This window comes from Mesorhizobium sp. B2-5-3 (assembly GCF_006441005.1).
GTDB lineage: Bacteria > Pseudomonadota > Alphaproteobacteria > Rhizobiales > Rhizobiaceae > Mesorhizobium.
This window is the reverse complement of record NZ_VFUS01000010.1, coordinates 1-16,820: the sequence shown is the minus strand read 5'-3', so window position 1 is coordinate 16,820 and position 16,820 is coordinate 1. Positions and strand designations below refer to the sequence as shown.

Sequence of the window (16,820 nt, the reverse complement as noted above, 5' to 3'; positions counted from 1 at the left end):
CTGTCGCCGTCGACCGCCTGCCTCGATCAAGCCCGTTGAAGCCTTCCGCCGAGTGTGGTCTGCTCGGCTCCGACAAAGGAGGCGGACATGCGCCTGACCAGCCCGACGATGCTCGCCATGGCCTTCATGCTGCTTTGCGCATCAGCCGCGTCGGCGGGCACAAAGCTCACCGTTCACATCCGCACCTATGATGTCGCTGGAAATACCGGAGCCGCCCTTGTCGAGGCAATGGACCGGCTGGGACCCAAGCACGGCTATATGACGCGCGCCATCGCCGAAACCGGTTACGCCGTGCATTGGGATCTCGATATTGTCCGGGAGGATGGAGCCTGCCATCTGCGGCAGGCCAACGGGACGCTCAACCTGACCTACACTTTCCCGCGGCTCTCGTCGGCAAGCGCAGTCCTGCGCGAGCGTTGGGACCGTTTCATGGTCGGCGTTCGCAAGCACGAGCAGACGCATGGCGGTATCGCGAGGCGGATGATGCGGGCCACCGAGACCGCGCTTGCCGGACTGCGGCGCCCGGACAACTGGTTCTGCACCGGCACGCATCTCGAGGCGCGGCGCCGAATCAAGACCATCTATGTCGAATACGAAGCCAGGCAGAACGCTTTCGATGCGCGCGAGCATCGCGGCGGCGGGCCTGTCGAGCACCTTGTCGAAGCGTTGACCAAACCCTGAGAATGCCGAAGCATCAACCGCGCGGATTGTTTTCAAGGTCGCTCGCCGCGAGCGCGCTCTCATGCTCGTCATGGGGCAGCCTGTCGTCGGGGCGAAGCGAGAACTCCACGAGTACGGGAAGATGGTCGGAGCCGGTATCTTCCAGTCGCGTTGACGACAGAATGGTCACGCCGCCCTTGCTGAACGCCTGGTCGATCGGGAGGCCTGCATAGCGGCGCAGGAAGTCGGGCAGCTTCCGGTGAATCCAGGTCGACCCGGCCGACGGCATGACCGTCAGTCCGCCGAGAGCGGCGACGCGCCGCACCGCGGCGCTCCATGGCACCGCGTTGCAATCGCCGGCCATGATGGCGGTTTGGCCGAGCGATGAAAGCTGCTCCGAGAGTTCGCCGATCTGCCAATACTGTTCCCGCGGCCACGGCCAGCTGAGATGGATGGCGGCGACGTCGGCGCTCCTGCCGCCGAAATCGATGGTCGCAACGGCCATTGCGCCCCGGCGCTCGCAATGTGGCGCGGTGCCGGCGAGAAAGGGCCGCCGCGAGAGCAGCGCGACGCCGAATACGCCGTTGGGATAGGGACAGAGGATCCGGTATGGATAGGCGCTGGCGATGTAGCCAAGCTCCGTCGCCCACATCGTCGACACCTCGTCCAGGGTGATGACGTCGGGATTGGTCCGGCCGATCAGTGACAGCACTTTTTTCGGCGTCGGGTTGTCGTAGCGCAGATTCATCTGCAGCAGGCTGTAGACTACCTGGTCGGTGGGTTTGGCGACCGCCTGAACCGGCCACGGCCGGGGCAAGGCGGTCGAAGCGGTGGCAAGAGCGGCCACGGCAAAAACCAGGGCCGCGGCCGCTTGCAGGCGAAACGATGTCGCCAGCAGCGGCAGCGCGCAAAGCGCCATCAGCACGGCGAGGTGAATGCGGAAATGCGAAAAGGAATCGAGCGCCGGGTGCAACGCGCCTAAGAAGCCGGCCACCAGCGCGACCGAGAGCGTCATCATCACGATGAATACCAGTGAAGCCGCCATGTCTCGACTGCGTTTCATCGGATCAGATCTGCATGAGTTGCCTGCGATGGTCCCCGCCCGGTTATCGGCAAAAATGCGGCTCAATCAAGATAGCGAATTGCCGGCAAGATGGCGAATCGCCGGCAAGACGGCGAATGGCTCTGGCGGCGCGCAGATCGGCTACTGGAAGGCCGTTTCCGAAAAACTTCTGAGCTTGCGCGAATGCAGCCGCTCCATCGGCATTTCCGAAAGCTTTTCCATCGCCCTGATGCCGATGGTGAGGTGCTGCGCCACCTGCCGCTTGTAGAATTCGGTCGCCATGCCGGGCAGCTTCAGTTCGCCATGCAGCGGCTTGTCGGAGACACACAAGAGCGTGCCGTAAGGCACGCGGAAGCGGAAGCCATTGGCCGCGATCGTTGCCGATTCCATGTCAAGTGCGATCGCCCTCGACTGCGAAAGCCGCTGCACCGGTCCGCGCTGGTCGCGCAGTTCCCAGTTGCGGTTGTCAATGGTGGCTACAGTGCCGGTGCGCATGATGCGCTTGAGATCGTACCCGGACAGGCCGGTCACTTCGGCCACCGCTTCCTGCAATGCCACCTGGATTTCGGCCAGCGGCGGGATCGGCACCCAGACTGGCAGGTCGTCGTCCAGCACGTGATCCTCGCGCACATAGGCATGCGCCAGCACATAATCGCCCAGCGCCTGCGTATTACGCAGGCCCGCGCAATGGCCGAGCATCACCCAGGCATGCGGCCTCAGCACAGCGATATGATCGGTGATCGTCTTGGCGTTGGAGGGTCCGACACCGATATTGACCATGGTGATGCCGCCATGGTTCGGCTTCTTCAAGTGGTAGGCCGGCATCTGCGGCAGGCGCTGCGGCGCCACCCCTTCGCTCGGGGCGCTCTGCCCGGCTTTGGTGACCACGTTGCCCGGTTCGATGAATTCGGCATATCCGCCGCCGCCATTCTCCATCAGGTCACGGGCGCGTGCCACGAACTCGTCGATATAGAACTGATAGTTGGTGAACAGCACGAAATTCTGGAAATGCTGCGGCGTGGTCGCGGTATAGTGCGACAGGCGGTGGAGCGAATAGTCGATCCGCTGCGCGGTGAAGGGCGCCAGCGGCCTTGGTTCTCCGAACGCCACTTCGAACGTGCCGTTGGCGATCTGGTCATCTGTACCGTCGAGATCTGGCACGTCGAACAGGTCTCGGATAGGCCGCTGGATACGCTCGGCCGCGGTTCCGTCGACATGGGTGCCTTCGAGAAAGGCGAAATGCAGCGGGATCGGCGTTGTCGATTCCGAGACCGTGACCGCGACCCCGTGGTTGCGCATGATCAGACGCAATTGCTCGACCAGATAGCTTTCGAACAGGCTCGGCTGGGTGATGGTGGTGGAAAAATGCCCCGGCGTCGGCATGTGGCCATAGGCTTGGCGTGAATCGATCTGGGTGAACGAGTTCGTCGTGACGCCGATCTCCGGGTAGAAGGCGCGGTAGCGCTTGCTGCTGTCCCCGCCGGCGGCAAGCGCCGCGAAGGAGTCGCGCAGGAACTTGGTGTTGCGGTCATAAAGGGCTTGCAGCGCCGCGACCGCCTTTTCGGCGGTGTCGAAGCTTTGCCGGCCAAAAGGCTCGGGCATGACGACAGATTCGATGGCTTGGGGGTAGATTCGCTTTTCCATGGCTCAATATAGAGATTTGGATAGGCGGTTGGGAGGGGTGTCCCGATCGAAGGCGCAATTTATCCGCGCTGCAGGCTGACCAGCAGCACGAAACCGACGCCGGATTTCTTCAGTGCTGGCGCGTCGATCGTGGACCCGGCATCGGTACGCATCATCGGCACGGCCAGGACCGGTGCGGCAAGAAACGCCAGGATGAGCGCCGCCCGCGGCAGAAGCCGAACGGTTTTGAAGAGATTGGCGGCGATGCGGTTCATGGTCTTTGCTTTTCTTTCGAGGTCTTGTGGTTGGTCAGGTCTTTGGTTTCTGTCTCAGGGGCGAAGGGTGGTCGGGCAGGCGAGGCGGCAGGTTCTGGAACTGGCCTCGTCCCAGGAACGGGCCGAACGGCCCGCTTCGGCGACGAGGATGGCGAAGAACATTCCAAACAGGCTCACCAGCAGGCAGACGATGGTGAAGCGGCGGGCGAGCATTGGTCGTGTCTCCTTCAACACGCAGGAGAATGCCCGGGCACGACTGAACCGGCTCTGATGCCGGCGTTCATCTGCCGTTCAAATTGGTTGATGGGTTTTGAGGCGGCGCTGGCCATAAGGAGCATGGCCGCCGGCACAGCACGCCAGGATCATGAAACGAAAACGGGGCCTGCCGGCCCCGTTTTCATGTCGCAAGGATGGGGTCGATCAGAGCTTGTGCCAGGTCTGGCTCTTGCAGATCAGCCCGCCGAGCACGCAGCCGCTCATTTTCAGCGAGGTGCCCGACAGTGTCGCCTTGCCGGAGTAGGTCTTGTCGTTTGCCGGGTCGGTTATGTTGCCGGTGTATTTGTTGTCGCCGGACGCCTTGAGCGAACCGATGGTCTTGCCGGCATATTTGCCAGACTTCAGCGTGATGGAAAATGAACCCGAGCCCCCGATGGCCGCGGTATCGCCGGCCTGCGTCTTCCAGTTTCCCTCGATCGGATCGGCCCAGGCCAGACCGGTCAGGATCAAAGTGGCCGCCAGGGCCAGGCTTGCTTTTCGAAACATCTTTCCTCCCTTGGATACCGGCAGGAGGCTACGCCTCGCCGGTCTGCCGCTTACGCAAACGTAAGCTAATCCAGCTCCCTGCAAAACAAAAGCGGTGCCGCAGCGGAAGCTTTGGCAATTCAGATGCGCCGACGGAAGCAATGTCGGCAGGGAAATGAATGCATGCATGCGCGGCGTTTGTTTCGCGTGGTTAGCAGAGTGTTGATTCCGCCCGCGAAAATTGTCGTCAAATTTGGCGCTATCCGGCTGAATCGCTGGCTTTGTATCCTTAACGAATTTCCACGTTTACCTATTGTTTTAGCTTTGTTTTCCTCAAATTAAGCACGCCATTTAACGACGGATTCAAGCCTGAGCGGCATTCTCGAAAGCATCGAAAGAGCAGCCCGGGCAGACAAACGGAGGCAGCTCTCGGGAGCCAGACAGGGCCGGAAGAGAGGATTGAAAAATGGCACGTTTTGAAATGCTTGAAGCAGGCTTCGGCGCCATGGGGGCAACTGCCCAGGCCGACATTCTTTTCGAACTGGGGATGATGTATGCGACGGGCCGCGATTGCGAGACCGATGTCGTCGCCGCCCACAAATGGTTCAACATCGCCGCGATCAAGGGTTCGGCCCGCGCTGCGGAATTGCGTTCGGAACTGTCGGCTGCGATGTCGAAGGTCGAGATCGCCAAGGCGCTGCGCGAAGCCCGCGAATGGATGACGATGCACTGAATTTAGAGATAAGGCAGGGCGGCCTTCTGGTCCGCCAGGCAAGGACAAGGCCGCGGTAAGACGGCCACGTGACAAAACCAAAAACGCGGCACGCCCGACAGGGCCAGCGGCGCGGCGGCCATGATCCGGTTTCGGAAAGATCAGGGCCAGCAGGAAGACAGGGAAGGCGAGTTGGGTTCGAGTGCGGGGGCGCTTGAGAAACAGCTCGACAGGCAAAGCCGCGACCGGCCGGAACAAGGCCGGCGCGGCTTTTGCCTTTTTGCTCCAGAGATGCTCCGCAGGCCTAATCGAGCGCCGCCAATGCGCCTAGACAGGCCACACGAAGGATGAAATTGTCCGGCCTCTCTGGAAGAAGCGTGGCCGGGGCGGCCGCGCGTGAGTGGAGGAGTCATACCGCAATGAAAAAATTAAGTATTTTGAACGCGGCCATTTTCGGCCTGATGATGAGCGCGCCGGTCGCCTATGCCGACGACATCACCTTTTCGGTGGTCGGTCCGATGACCGGACAGCTCGCCACCATTGGCGATCAGTTCAAGCAGGGCGCGCAGGCTGCCGCCGACGCGATCAATGCTGCCGGCGGTGTCGACGGTCGCCAGATCAAGCTCGATATCGAGGATGACCAGTGCGACCCGAAGCAGGCGGTTTCGGTCGCCAACCGTATCGTCGCCAATGGCGTCAAGTTCATCGACGGCCACGCTTGCTCGGGTTCGAGCATTCCGGCTTCCGCCGTCTATGCCGAAGCCGGTGCCCTGATGATGAGCCCGGCCTCCTCGAACCCGGTGCTGACCGACGCCGCAGCGAAGGCCGGCTGGCCGACGATCATGCGCCTCTATACGCGTGACGATGCGCAGGGTGCCTTCATTGGCCCCTGGATCGCGAAGAAGTATGCCGGCAAGAACGTCGTCATCCTGCATGACAAGAGTGCCTACGGTCAGGGCGTTGCCGATGCGGTCAAGGCCACGATGAATGCCGGCGGCCTGAAGGAAGTGGACTATGAAGGCATCAATGCCGGCGAAAAGGACTATTCGGCGCTCGTCACCAAGCTCAAGGACCTCAAGGCCGACGTTGTCTATTTCGGCGGTTACCACCCGGAGGCTGGCCTGATCCTGCGCCAGTCGGCGGAACAGGGCATCAAGTTCCAGCTGATCATGCCGGATTCGATAGCCTCGCCGGAATTCTGGCAGGTTGCCGGCCCGGCCGGCGAAGGGACCATGTTCGTCTTCCCGTCGGATCCTCAGGCAAAGCCGGAAGCCAAGGCAGCCGTCGAGAAGATCAAAGCCGGCGGTTTCGTGCCGGAAGGCTTCACGCTATTCTCCTACGCCACGATCCAGGCCTTTGCGGAAGGCATCAAGCGTGCCGGCAGCGATGATCCGGCCAAGGTCGCCGAGGCGCTGAAGAACGGGCAGCCAATCAGCACGGTTGTCGGCAATGTCACCTTCGACGAGAAGGGCGACCTCAAGAACGCCAGCTACGACATCAACCAGTGGCACGACGGCAAGTATGCGCCGATCCAGCCGTAATCGCTGCCTATATCGATGAAATGGCCGGGCTCGTCCCGGCCATTTCATTTCTGCCTGTGTGTCTTGCCATGGACATATAACGGCGGTCGACATTCTACGGCGCCTCTCTCTGTCCGGCAGGACAGGGACGCTTGGCGTCCGGCAGCGAGGCTGTCAGCCTTGCATATCCTCGAACCGCACCAGCACAGTGCCGTCGGTAACCTGCGCGCCCTCGGTGGCGATCTCGGCGATCACGCCATCATGGGGCGCGGCGATGGTGTGCTCCATCTTCATCGCCTCGAGAATAAGCAGCGGTTGCCCCTTCATCACCGTATCGCCCTTTGTCGCCCGCACAAGCTTGACCAGTCCCGGCATTGGCGCGCGCAAACTGCCTGACGCCGCCGCCGCATCATCGCCTCTGGCCAACGGGTCCGGCACCGCGAACGTATAGCCGGCCGCGCCTTCGAATATCGTGATGTGGCCTGGCCAGCGGGCGAGGCGAGGAACGGCGCGAAGGTCATGCGAATTGGCGCTGTCATAGGGTGCATGGAGCGTCACCTGGGAACGCCGGTCTGGTCGTACCGAAACCCTCGCCAGAATATCGTCCTCGCCAAACTTCAGCCGGATCTGTCGCGCCATGCCATGGAAATGCGTGTAGCCGGCAAGCGACGACCATGGATCATCCGATGCCGGCAGCGCGCCCGCCCCGGAGGCCGCTATGGCCGCGGCCGCGACCGTTTCGCCGCTCGGCGGCGCAATCTCGGTCAGCGCCTGCTGGTGGCGGCCTATCAGGCCGGTATCGACATCGCCCGCCGAAAAGTCCGGATCGGTCACCAGCGCGGCGAGGAAGGCGGTATTGACGATCGAACCGGCGACTTCGGTTCGCGCAAGCGCCGCGCCGAGTGCCTCCAGCGCAGCCGGCCTGTCCCCGCCATGCACCACCAGCTTGGCGATCATCGGATCATAATAGGGAGAAATGGCGTCGCCGGCCCGCACCCCGGTTTCGACACGCATGGCGGCCCCTTGGGGAACCATGTCGGGAAATTTCAGATGATGCAGCGTGCCGGTCGCAGGCAGAAACTCCCTTGCGGCATCCTCGGCATAGAGGCGCGCCTCGAAGGCGTGGCCGGCTAGCTTTATCTCGCCTTGCGTTTTCGGCAGCTTCTCGCCGGATGCGACCCGCAACTGCCATTCTACCAGATCAGTGCCGGTGACCATCTCGGTGACCGGGTGCTCGACCTGCAACCTCGTGTTCATCTCCATGAACCAGAAGCGGTCAGGCGTCAGGCCTTGCGAGGCATCGACGATGAATTCGATGGTGCCGGCACCGCAGTAGCTGATCGCCTTGGCGGCCTTCACCGCCGCCTCGGTCATGGCCTTGCGTAACGCCTCCGTCATGCCGGGGGCGGGGGCTTCCTCGATAACCTTCTGATGGCGTCGCTGCACCGAGCAGTCGCGTTCGAACAGATGGACGGCATTGCCGAAATTGTCGCCGAAAACCTGCACCTCGATGTGGCGCGGTTTGTCGATATATTTTTCCACCAGTACACGGTCGTCGCCAAAAGCGGATTTCGCCTCGCGTCGTGCGCTCGACAGCGCTTCGGAAAACTCGTCGGGGTGCTCGATCCGGCGCATGCCCTTGCCACCGCCGCCGGCCCGCGCCTTGATCAGCACGGGGTAGCCGATTTCGCGTGCCTTGGAGGCCAGGACCACGATCTCCTGTGCCTCGCCATGGTAGCCCGGCACGACGGGCACGCCGGCCTTTTCCATCAGCCGTTTGGCGGCATCCTTCAGCCCCATGGCGCGGATAGAGGCCGCCGACGGGCCGATGAAGGTGAGCCCCGCGGCCGCCACCTGGTCGACGAAATCAGGATTTTCCGACAGGAAGCCATAGCCGGGATGAACGGCTTGCGAGCCTGTCGCCAAGGCGGCCGCGACGATCTTGTCGCCGCGCAGATAGCTGTCGCTGACAGGCGAGGCACCGATATGTACCGCCTCGTCGGCCATCTCGACATGCAGGGATTTCGCATCGGCATCGGAATAGACGGCAACCGTGCGCACCCCCATCCTGCGCGCCGTGCGGATCACCCGGCATGCGATCTCGCCTCGGTTGGCGATCAGGATCTTTGTGAACATGAAACCTCCGTAGACTGCGTTCGCCTCGAGGAAGCAACGGCCTCACGGTATAGTTCGGCCATTTGTTCGTCGAAGCAGCAGAAGATGACGGTCTGCGGCGTCGTATTTCCGCTCAAGAAGCTATTTACGGCGCCGACTGCAATTGCTGCCGCCTCATCCCTCGGATAGCGGTAGATGCCCGTCGAGATCGCCGGAAAGGCGACCGAGCGGCATTCCTTCTCGGCGGCGATTTCGAGCGAACGCCGATAGCAGGAGGCGAGCAACTCCGCCTCGCCCTTGCCGCCGCCCTGCCAGACTGGACCGACCGTATGGATGACGTAGCGGGCCGGCAGCCGATAGCCCTTGGTCAACTTTGCATCGCCGGTCTTGCAGCCGTTGAGCGTGCGGCATTCGGCGAGGAGTTCCGGCCCCGCCGCCCGGTGAATGGCGCCGTCGACCCCGCCGCCGCCGAGCAGCGAGGAATTGGCCGCGTTGACAATGGCGTCGACATCCAACTTGGTGATGTCGCCGACGTTAATGCGGATCCTGTCCTGCACCTCGCCCATTTCACATCCTGAACACGCCGAAGCGCGTTTCCTCGATCTCCGCGTTGAGCGCGGCCGAGAGGCTGAGCGCCAGCACCTCGCGCGTCTTGGCCGGATCGATGATGCCGTCGTCCCATAGCCTTGCGGAGGAATAGAGCGGGTGGCCTTCATGCTCGTATTTCATCAGGATCGGCTTCCTGAACTTCGCTTCTTCCTCAGCGCTCCATTCGCCGCCCTTGCGCTCGATACCCTCGCGCTTGACCATGGCCAGCACCGTCGCCGCCTGCTCGCCGCCCATCACCGAAATGCGGGCGTTCGGCCACATCCACAGGAAGCGGGGCGAGTAGGCGCGCCCGCACATGCCGTAGTTGCCGGCGCCGAACGAGCCGCCGATGATCACGGTGACCTTGGGCACGCGGGCGGTGGCGACTGCCATCACCAGCTTGGCGCCGTCCTTGGCGATGCCGCCTGCCTCATATTTGCGCCCCACCATGAAGCCGGTGATGTTCTGCAGGAACACCAGTGGAATCTTGCGTTGGCAGCACAGTTCGATGAAATGCGCGCCCTTCAGCGCGCTTTCGGAAAACAGCACGCCATTGTTGGCGATGATGCCGACCGGCATGCCGTGGAGATGGGCAAAGCCGGTGACGAGCGTGGTGCCGTAATTCTGCTTGAACTCATCGAACTCCGAACCGTCGACGAGGCGCGCGATCACCTCGCGCACGTCATAGGGCTGGCGCAGATCCGTCGGCACGATGCCGTAGATCTCATCTGCCGGATGAAGCGGCGGAATCGGTTTCTGGACGGCAAGGCTTACGGTCTTGTTCCGATTGAGGTTCTTGATGATGCGCCGGCAGATGGCCAGCGCATGCTCGTCGTCGAGCGCGTAGTGATCGGCGACGCCGGAGAGCCGTGTATGGACGTCGGCGCCGCCGAGATCCTCGGCGCTGACGTCCTCGCCGGTGGCGGCCTTCACCAGCGGGGGACCGCCGAGGAAGATGGTCGCCTGGTTGCGCACCATGATCGTCTCGTCCGACATTGCCGGCACATAGGCGCCGCCCGCCGTGCACGAACCCATGACGCAGGCGATCTGCGGGATGCCTGAGGCGGACATGTTGGCCTGGTTGTAGAATATGCGCCCGAAATGCTCGCGGTCGGGAAACACCTCGTCCTGGTTGGGCAGGTTGGCGCCGCCGCTGTCGACCAGGTAGACGCAAGGCAGATTGTTCTGCAGCGCGATCTCCTGCGCGCGCAGATGCTTCTTCACCGTCAGCGGGTAATAGGTGCCGCCCTTCACCGTGGCGTCATTGACGACGACCATCACTTCCGTGCCTTCGACGCGCCCGATACCGGCGATGATGCCGGCGGAGGGAATGTCCTCGCCATACATCGACCATGCGGCGAACTGGCCGATCTCAAGAAAGGGCGACCCGGTGTCGAGCAATTGCGCCAGCCGCTCGCGCGGCAGCAGCTTGCCGCGCGCGACGTGTCGCTCGCGCGCCTCTTCCGAGCCACCGCGCTCGACGCTCGCGGCCTTTTCGGCGATATCGCCGACCAGCGCCCGCATGCGTTCGGCATTGGTGTGGAAGGTATCGGAGGAAGGGGAGATCTGGGTCCGGAGGACGGCCATGCTATACCCCCTCCGCCATGATCTCGCGGCCGATCAGCCATCGCCGGATTTCGCTGGTGCCGGCACCGATTTCGTAGAGCTTGGCGTCGCGTAGCAGCCGGCCGGTCGGATAGTCGTTGATGTATCCGTTGCCACCCAGAAGCTGGAGTGCGTCAAGCGTCATCTGCGTTGCTTTTTCGGCGGCAAACAGAATGCAGCCTGCGGCGTCCTTGCGGGTGGTCTGGCCGCGGTCGCAGGCGGCGGCGACCGCGTAGACATAGGCGCGCGCGGCGTTCATCGTCGTGTACATGTCGGCGAGCTTGCCTTGCACCAACTGGAATTCCCCGATCGCCTGGCCGAACTGCTTGCGCTCATGCACATAGGGCACCGCGACGTCGAGACACGCGGCCATCAGGCCGATCGGGCCACCGGCCAGCACCGTGCGCTCATAGTCGAGACCAGACATCAGCACCTCGACGCCACACCCTTCCTCGTGCAGCACGTTGTCGAACGGCACCTCCACATTATCGAAAACCAGTTCGCCGGTGTTGGAGCCGCGCATGCCGAGCTTGTCGAGCTTTTGCGCGACCGAAAATCCGGCAAAGGCCTTTTCGACGATGAAGGCGGTGATACCGCGGGCATGGCGCTCCGGATCGGTCTTGGCATAGACCACCAGCGTCTCGGCGTCCGGGCCGTTGGTGATCCACATCTTGGTGCCGTTGAGCACGTACCGGTCGTTGCGCTTTTCGGCGCGCAGCTTGAGCGAGACGACGTCGGAGCCGGCGCCGGGCTCCGACATGGCCAGCGCGCCGACGCGCTCGCCCGAGCAAAGCGGCGGCAGGAATTTCTCCTTCTGCGCCGGCGTTGCCCAGCGGTTGATCTGGTTGACGCAGAGATTGGAGTGGGCGCCGTAGGACAGGCCGACCGAGGCCGAGGCCCTTGATATCTCCTCAACGGCGATCACGTGCGCGAGATAGCCCATGCCACTGCCGCCGAACTCCGGATCGGCGGTGATGCCGAGGAGGCCGAGATTGCCGAGTTCCGCCCACAGATGCGCCGGGAATTCGTTCGAGCGGTCGATTTCCGCCGCGATCGGCGCGATCCTGTCCTGGGCGAAGCGCCGCACCAGCTCGCGCAATGCCTCGACATCCTCGTCATGCCCGAAGCTGAGCGTGTTCGTGTACATCCGGTTCCTCCTGCCGCATGACCCCCGAAAATCGACTTGGATTTTCGGAAAAGATCATGCGCGAAACTAAAATCCCACGGCGTCGTTTGCGCGTCCAAACGGATGTGCGGCGCTGTAGGTGTCGATCGTCGCGCCGACGAGCCGCATCGTCATCGAAAGATATGTCGCTGTGACTTCTGCGATCGACAGCCGCTCGCCCGGCCGGAACCAGACGATGACACCGGTCATCATCTGGATCAGCGCCATGGCGGTGAGGCCGGTGTCTTCGACGACGAACACGCCTGCCTCGGCGCCGTCACGCAGAATGGCGCGCAGTTCCTTCTCATAGGCCGTGCGCATCCGCAGTATCTGGGTCAGTCTTTCGGGCGACAGGCTGCGCAGCTCCATGTTCGAAACATGCGTCGCATGGCGGCGGGCGATGTGGAAGGCGATGTGGTTCTCGACATAGGCCGAAAGCCGGCTTGCCGGATCGGCATCGGCGGGCCGTGCGGCGTTCCAGGCTGCGATCAGCTCTTCCATATGCTCGCGCATCAGCGTGAACAGCAAATCCTCCTTGGTCGGGAAATAGCGATAAAGCGCGGCTGCCTGCACGCCTACTTCGGATGCCAGCTGGCGCATCGACATCGCCTCATAGCCGAGCCGCGCGATCAGGTTGACCGCCGCCTCGCGGGCTGCCGCCTCGGTCTTCCCGCCATCGGATCCTGTCGTGCGCGCCAAAAGAGCCTCCCTTGTTGCGAATTAATAAAACGAACGTTCAATTAATTCAAGAGGTATGCCGAAGCCGCATCAGGCATCGATCCGGAAGCCGGTAACAGGATTGCTGGATACCGCATCCTCGACGTCAACCCCGGAAACGGACGCTCCCGGCGGTCCTTTCCAAAGCCGGCCGATCATGGTCGAGACGGCTTCGCCTGTGCCGGCAATCTCGGCGGTCACCGAGCCATCCGCTTCATTGCGCACCCAGCCCGCAAGCCCAAGGCTGGCGGCCTGGCTTCGGACCCAGATCCTGTAGCCGACGCCTTGCACCTTGCCGTGGGCCCGCACACGCACTGCCTTGCGATCGTCAGCCATTGCGTCTCTCCCGAGGCTCGTCTGCTGGAATCTGGCGCAGGCGACGGGGAATGCAACAGGCCGGTCGAACGAGGATGGAGGGGGCCCGAGTCGAACTCGAATTTAATTGACTCAGTCCACTAAATTTCTAACACTGTGGCTATCATCATCCAAGGGCTGAACGCAGATGCTGGACCAACGCAGTGCTTTGGTGGCCGATATCAGGCACTTCAACCGTTTCTACACCCGCACTGTCGGCCTTCTCGACGAGACCTTGACGCAGAGCCCGTTCACGCTCACCGAGGCGCGCGTCCTGTTCGAGCTTGGTCATCGGGATCGCCCGGCGGCGGCGGAAATCGCCGGCGAGCGAGGCTTCCTTTCGGAGACATTCGACATCGATGTCGGCCCGGCCGCCTCCGACATCGCCAGGCAACTGCGTCTCGACGCGGCCTATCTGACGCGGATCCTGCGAAAATTCGCCGGCGAAGGCCTGACCGAGACCCGGACCGATCCGGTCGACCGGCGAAGGCGTATCCTGTCGCTGACGGCAAGGGGGCGGGACGCCCTTGCCGGTCTGCAGGCCGCGGCGGACCGCGACACTTCCCGGCTTATCGAGAACCTGCCCGACCACCGCTTGGCCGAACTCGGCGACGCCTTGCGCAAGGCAGCGGAGCTGCTGGGCGATCCGGCGGCTGAAGGCGAGGCGGCTGCCCCTGTGGTGACGTTGCGTCCGCATCGCGTCGGCGACATTGGCTGGGTGGTGCAGCGTCAGGCCCAGCTCTACGCCGAGGAATATGGCTGGAACATCGAGTTCGAAGCCTTGGTTGCCGAAATCGGGGCCGACTTTATCCGCAATTTCAAGCCAGGGCGCGATTTCTGCTGGATCGCCGAACGCGCCGGCCTCCCGCTTGGCGCGGTGTTTCTGGTTCACCAGGACGACGAGGTCGCGAAACTGCGGCTGCTGCATGTCGAGGCTGCGGCGCGCGGGTTGGGCATCGGCAAGCGCCTGGTTGCGGAATGCGTGAACCAGGCGCGCGCCTGCGGCTACATCAAGCTCGTTCTGTGGACGAATGACATTCTGGTCGCCGCCCGCGCGATTTATGAGCGCGCCGGGTTCAGACTGGTCTCACAGGAGCGCCATCACAGTTTCGGCAAGGAACTCACCGGCCAGAACTGGGAGCTCGATCTCTAACGGGCCGGCAAGTGTCGCCGCTATGGCAACGCTCGTTCAGTTTCCACGGGCGGCGGCCAGTGCGCCGGGCAGTTCCTCAGCAAAAATGTCGAGCTCGTGGTCCAGTCCGACGCTGACGCGGATGCAACGATCGAGCCCCGGCGCCATCGGCTTGCGGATGAAGACGTCGCGCGACAACAAGCCTTGCAGGATCTTCAGCGCGAAAGCACCGTCGCGGCCGCAATCGATGGTGACGAAATTGGTCGCCGACGGCAGGGGCGTCAGCCCGTTCTGTTCGGCTATCTGCGCGATGCGCCGGCGCCCTGCCGCCACCCGCGCCACCACTGAATCCAGATAATCCTGGTCGGCGAGCGCCTCGACGCCCGCCACCTGCGCCATGCGGCTGACGCCGTAGTGGTTGCGGATCTTCTCGAAATCGCTGATCACCTGGGCCTCGGCGACCGCATAGCCGCAGCGTATGCCGGCAAGCCCGTAAGCTTTCGAAAAGGTGCGCATGCGGATGACGTTCGGCCGCGAGACGTCGATGGGCGGCAGTGCGGAGGCCGGCCCCAATTCTCCATAGGCTTCATCGAGCACGAGCATGGTGGTTTCCGGCAGCGCTTCGATGAAGCGCGTCAGCTCGGCCGCTTCCCACCAGCTCCCCATGGGGTTGTCCGGATTGGACAGATAGACCAGCGGCGCTTTCTCCCTGGCGGCCGCAGCCAGCAGCCCTTCCAAATCCTCGTGGTCGTTCGCATAGGGCACGGTGACAAGCCTTCCGCCGACACCGGCAATGTGGAAGTTGAAGGTGGGATAGGCGCCGAGCGAGGTGACCACCGCATCGCCAGGCGCAACATACATGCGCGCCACCAGACCAAGCAGGCCATCGATGCCTTCGCCGACCACGACGTTCTCGACCTTGAGATTATGATGCGCTGCCGCGGCCACCTTCAGGTCGTGATTGTCCGGATCGCAATACATCCACATGTCGCGCGCGATCTCGGCCATCCGGGCGATGACGCGCGGCGACGGCCCGAAGCTGCTCTCATTGGCGCCGATGCGGGCGCGGAATGCACGCCCGCGCTCGCGCTCCTGCGCTTCGGGGCCGACAAACGGCACGGTCGACGGAAGCGCTGCAACGAGCGGCATAAGGGGAGGGCGCAGACGCATGGCAAAAGCTCGCGTGAGGGAAGGGGCTTCTTGCTAGCGCGGTCAGTAGGCGGGTGCAAGTTGCGCGCAATGAGCAATCGTTGCCGCCCGCCTGATCCAAACACCTGATGCATCCCAGAGCAATCATCGTCCGCTGCGGAATCGCGCAGTCGAAACTCCCAATGAAAAAACCCGGCGGTTGCCCGCCGGGTTTCTATATTCGAAGCGATAGCTGTTAGAACGAGCGCTGGAAGCGGAGCATGCCGCCGACGCTGTTCTTCTTATCGGCAGGCGTAAACGATGGGTTGACGAAGCCAGCATCGTCAAACCGGCCGGCATGGAGGTAGTCGACTTCGGCCGTGACGGTGAAGCCGGGAACGACGTCATAAGCAACGTTCGCCGCAACGCCGACGTTCTTCCAGTCGTCAGCAGACACCTGAAGGTTGAACGAGGTCTTCTCGTTGAACTTGTAGGTGCCGCCGCCCCAGACTGCCCAGTTGCCGCCCCACGCCTTGTAGAAGCCGCGACCATGGGCTTCGACAAAATTGCCGGCATCGTCGTTGAGGTTGTCATCAGTGCCGTAGCCGCCCATGATGAACAGCGACAGTGCGTCGCTGACATTGACGTCCAAGCGAACCTTGCCGGCAACTTCCTCGTAATTGCTGTCATAAGCGACGACGCCGGTGATGGCGCCCCAACCCTGCGTATACTTCACGCCGCCGACGACGTGCGGAACATAGCTGTCGATCGTGTCGGTACCGGTGCCTTCTTCGAGCGAAACCACGGCCGAGAAGCCGTTGCCGGCGTCGAAGTAGTACTGGACGACGTTGGTGTCGAAATCGCCGTAAGGAACCAGCGTATCCTGGATGACGTTGCCGGCGTAGCCGACGAACGTATCGAAGGCCGATTCGTCCTTACCGACGCGCAGGCCACCGAGCTGGATCCAGGCGAAGTTCAGCGAGACGTCCCGGTTGTGGGCGGCGTTGATCGGCTCGTCGAAGGCATTGTCGTCGCCGAAGTTGAAGCGGGTCTCGGTGTAGGTTTTCAACGTGCCGAGCTCGGTTTCCTGGCCGGTCCAGGTCTTAAGCGTGAAGCGCGTGTTCTTGTAGTAGGTGTTGTGGTCGTCACCGTCCTGGTGATCGGCAGCCTTCGCACCGTCGAACGAGCCGGTGTCGCCCACGCCGATGTCGTAACGGACATAGCCGCCGACGCGCAGGCAGGTCTCGGTGCCGGGGATGTAGAAGTAGCCAGCGCCGTAGACGTCGCAAATCTTGACGTATTCAGCGGGCTCCGGCTCGGCGACGACGACGGCGTCGGCGGCGCGCGCACCGGAAACTGCGATCAGGGCCGCAGCGGAGCCGAGAAGAAGGCTCTTGATGTTCATTTTCTGACCTCCAGTCA

17 protein-coding genes are annotated in these 16,820 nt (G+C 62.9%); 4 read left to right on the top strand and 13 right to left on the bottom strand.

Annotated elements, in window-relative coordinates; genetic code table 11:
- Positions 1 to 87 precede the first annotated feature (87 nt).
- Positions 88 to 681: a DUF922 domain-containing protein gene (locus tag FJ867_RS21970; RefSeq protein WP_140520706.1), complete on the top strand. Its 594-nt coding sequence runs from the start codon at positions 88 to 90 to the stop codon at positions 679 to 681.
- A 13-nt stretch (positions 682 to 694) separates the two neighbouring features.
- Here the strand turns inward: FJ867_RS21970 and FJ867_RS21965 are convergent, their stop codons facing one another.
- From FJ867_RS21965 to FJ867_RS21950, 5 genes are all read right to left on the bottom strand, one after another.
- Positions 695 to 1,723 carry an endonuclease/exonuclease/phosphatase family protein gene (locus FJ867_RS21965; RefSeq protein WP_140520705.1) on the bottom strand — a complete coding sequence of 343 codons (1,029 nt, stop codon included), beginning with the start codon at positions 1,721 to 1,723 and terminating at the stop codon, positions 695 to 697.
- 141 nt (positions 1,724 to 1,864) lie between these two features.
- Positions 1,865 to 3,325: an AMP nucleosidase gene (locus FJ867_RS21960; protein ID WP_224617604.1), complete on the bottom strand. Its 1,461-nt coding sequence runs from the start codon at positions 3,323 to 3,325 to the stop codon at positions 1,865 to 1,867.
- A 101-nt stretch (positions 3,326 to 3,426) separates the two neighbouring features.
- Positions 3,427 to 3,621 (bottom strand): hypothetical protein, encoded by a 195-nt coding sequence (locus FJ867_RS21955; RefSeq protein ID WP_140517987.1) that lies wholly within the window; start codon positions 3,619 to 3,621, stop codon positions 3,427 to 3,429.
- Between the two features lie 54 nt (positions 3,622 to 3,675).
- A complete protein-coding gene (locus FJ867_RS28815; RefSeq protein WP_181165140.1) occupies positions 3,676 to 3,834 on the bottom strand; it encodes a hypothetical protein in 159 nt (52 codons plus the stop codon).
- A gap of 207 nt (positions 3,835 to 4,041) precedes the next feature.
- Positions 4,042 to 4,383 (bottom strand): DUF2147 domain-containing protein, encoded by a 342-nt coding sequence (locus FJ867_RS21950; RefSeq protein WP_140494647.1) that lies wholly within the window; start codon positions 4,381 to 4,383, stop codon positions 4,042 to 4,044.
- Between the two features lie 445 nt (positions 4,384 to 4,828).
- On the opposite strand from FJ867_RS21950, the gene FJ867_RS21945 reads away from it, so the two are divergent.
- Entirely contained in the window at positions 4,829 to 5,095 is a 267-nt protein-coding gene (locus FJ867_RS21945; protein ID WP_010915070.1) for a sel1 repeat family protein, read from the top strand.
- Positions 5,096 to 5,493: 398 nt separating this feature from the next.
- Complete coding sequence (locus FJ867_RS21940; RefSeq protein ID WP_140494645.1) at positions 5,494 to 6,615, top strand: branched-chain amino acid ABC transporter substrate-binding protein; 1,122 nt, start codon at positions 5,494 to 5,496, stop codon at positions 6,613 to 6,615.
- 153 nt (positions 6,616 to 6,768) lie between these two features.
- On the opposite strand, the gene FJ867_RS21935 is transcribed toward FJ867_RS21940, so the two are convergent.
- The 6 genes from FJ867_RS21935 to FJ867_RS21910 form a co-directional block, all read right to left on the bottom strand.
- On the bottom strand, positions 6,769 to 8,730 hold the full coding sequence (locus FJ867_RS21935) for an acetyl/propionyl/methylcrotonyl-CoA carboxylase subunit alpha (protein ID WP_140559448.1): 1,962 nt from the start codon (positions 8,728 to 8,730) through the stop codon (positions 6,769 to 6,771).
- Positions 8,712 to 9,275, bottom strand: coding sequence for an O-acetyl-ADP-ribose deacetylase (locus FJ867_RS21930; protein ID WP_140517990.1), 564 nt, complete (start codon positions 9,273 to 9,275; stop codon positions 8,712 to 8,714). Before FJ867_RS21930 ends, FJ867_RS21935 begins: the two co-directional genes overlap by 19 nt.
- A 1-nt stretch (position 9,276) precedes the next feature.
- Positions 9,277 to 10,884 carry a carboxyl transferase domain-containing protein gene (locus FJ867_RS21925; RefSeq protein WP_140517991.1) on the bottom strand — a complete coding sequence of 536 codons (1,608 nt, stop codon included), beginning with the start codon at positions 10,882 to 10,884 and terminating at the stop codon, positions 9,277 to 9,279.
- A 1-nt stretch (position 10,885) separates the two neighbouring features.
- On the bottom strand, positions 10,886 to 12,049 hold the full coding sequence (locus FJ867_RS21920) for an isovaleryl-CoA dehydrogenase (protein WP_140818577.1): 1,164 nt from the start codon (positions 12,047 to 12,049) through the stop codon (positions 10,886 to 10,888).
- A 66-nt stretch (positions 12,050 to 12,115) separates the two neighbouring features.
- The gene (locus tag FJ867_RS21915) at positions 12,116 to 12,766 is read right to left on the bottom strand and encodes a TetR/AcrR family transcriptional regulator (protein ID WP_140567723.1); all 651 of its coding nucleotides are present in this window, start codon (positions 12,764 to 12,766) and stop codon (positions 12,116 to 12,118) included.
- Between the two features lie 69 nt (positions 12,767 to 12,835).
- The gene (locus FJ867_RS21910; RefSeq protein ID WP_140494632.1) at positions 12,836 to 13,120 is read right to left on the bottom strand and encodes an acylphosphatase; all 285 of its coding nucleotides are present in this window, start codon (positions 13,118 to 13,120) and stop codon (positions 12,836 to 12,838) included.
- 166 nt (positions 13,121 to 13,286) lie between these two features.
- Between FJ867_RS21910 and FJ867_RS21905 the strand changes: the two genes are divergently transcribed.
- Positions 13,287 to 14,291, top strand: coding sequence for a bifunctional helix-turn-helix transcriptional regulator/GNAT family N-acetyltransferase (locus FJ867_RS21905; RefSeq protein WP_140734991.1), 1,005 nt, complete (start codon positions 13,287 to 13,289; stop codon positions 14,289 to 14,291).
- Between the two features lie 36 nt (positions 14,292 to 14,327).
- Here the strand turns inward: FJ867_RS21905 and FJ867_RS21900 are convergent, their stop codons facing one another.
- Together FJ867_RS21900 and FJ867_RS21895 are read right to left on the bottom strand one after the other, a co-directional pair.
- The gene (locus FJ867_RS21900) at positions 14,328 to 15,440 is read right to left on the bottom strand and encodes a pyridoxal phosphate-dependent aminotransferase (protein WP_140567731.1); all 1,113 of its coding nucleotides are present in this window, start codon (positions 15,438 to 15,440) and stop codon (positions 14,328 to 14,330) included.
- A 214-nt stretch (positions 15,441 to 15,654) separates the two neighbouring features.
- Positions 15,655 to 16,803, bottom strand: a complete 1,149-nt coding sequence (locus FJ867_RS21895) for a porin (protein ID WP_140520696.1) — start codon at positions 16,801 to 16,803, stop codon at positions 15,655 to 15,657.
- Positions 16,804 to 16,820 lie beyond the last annotated feature (17 nt).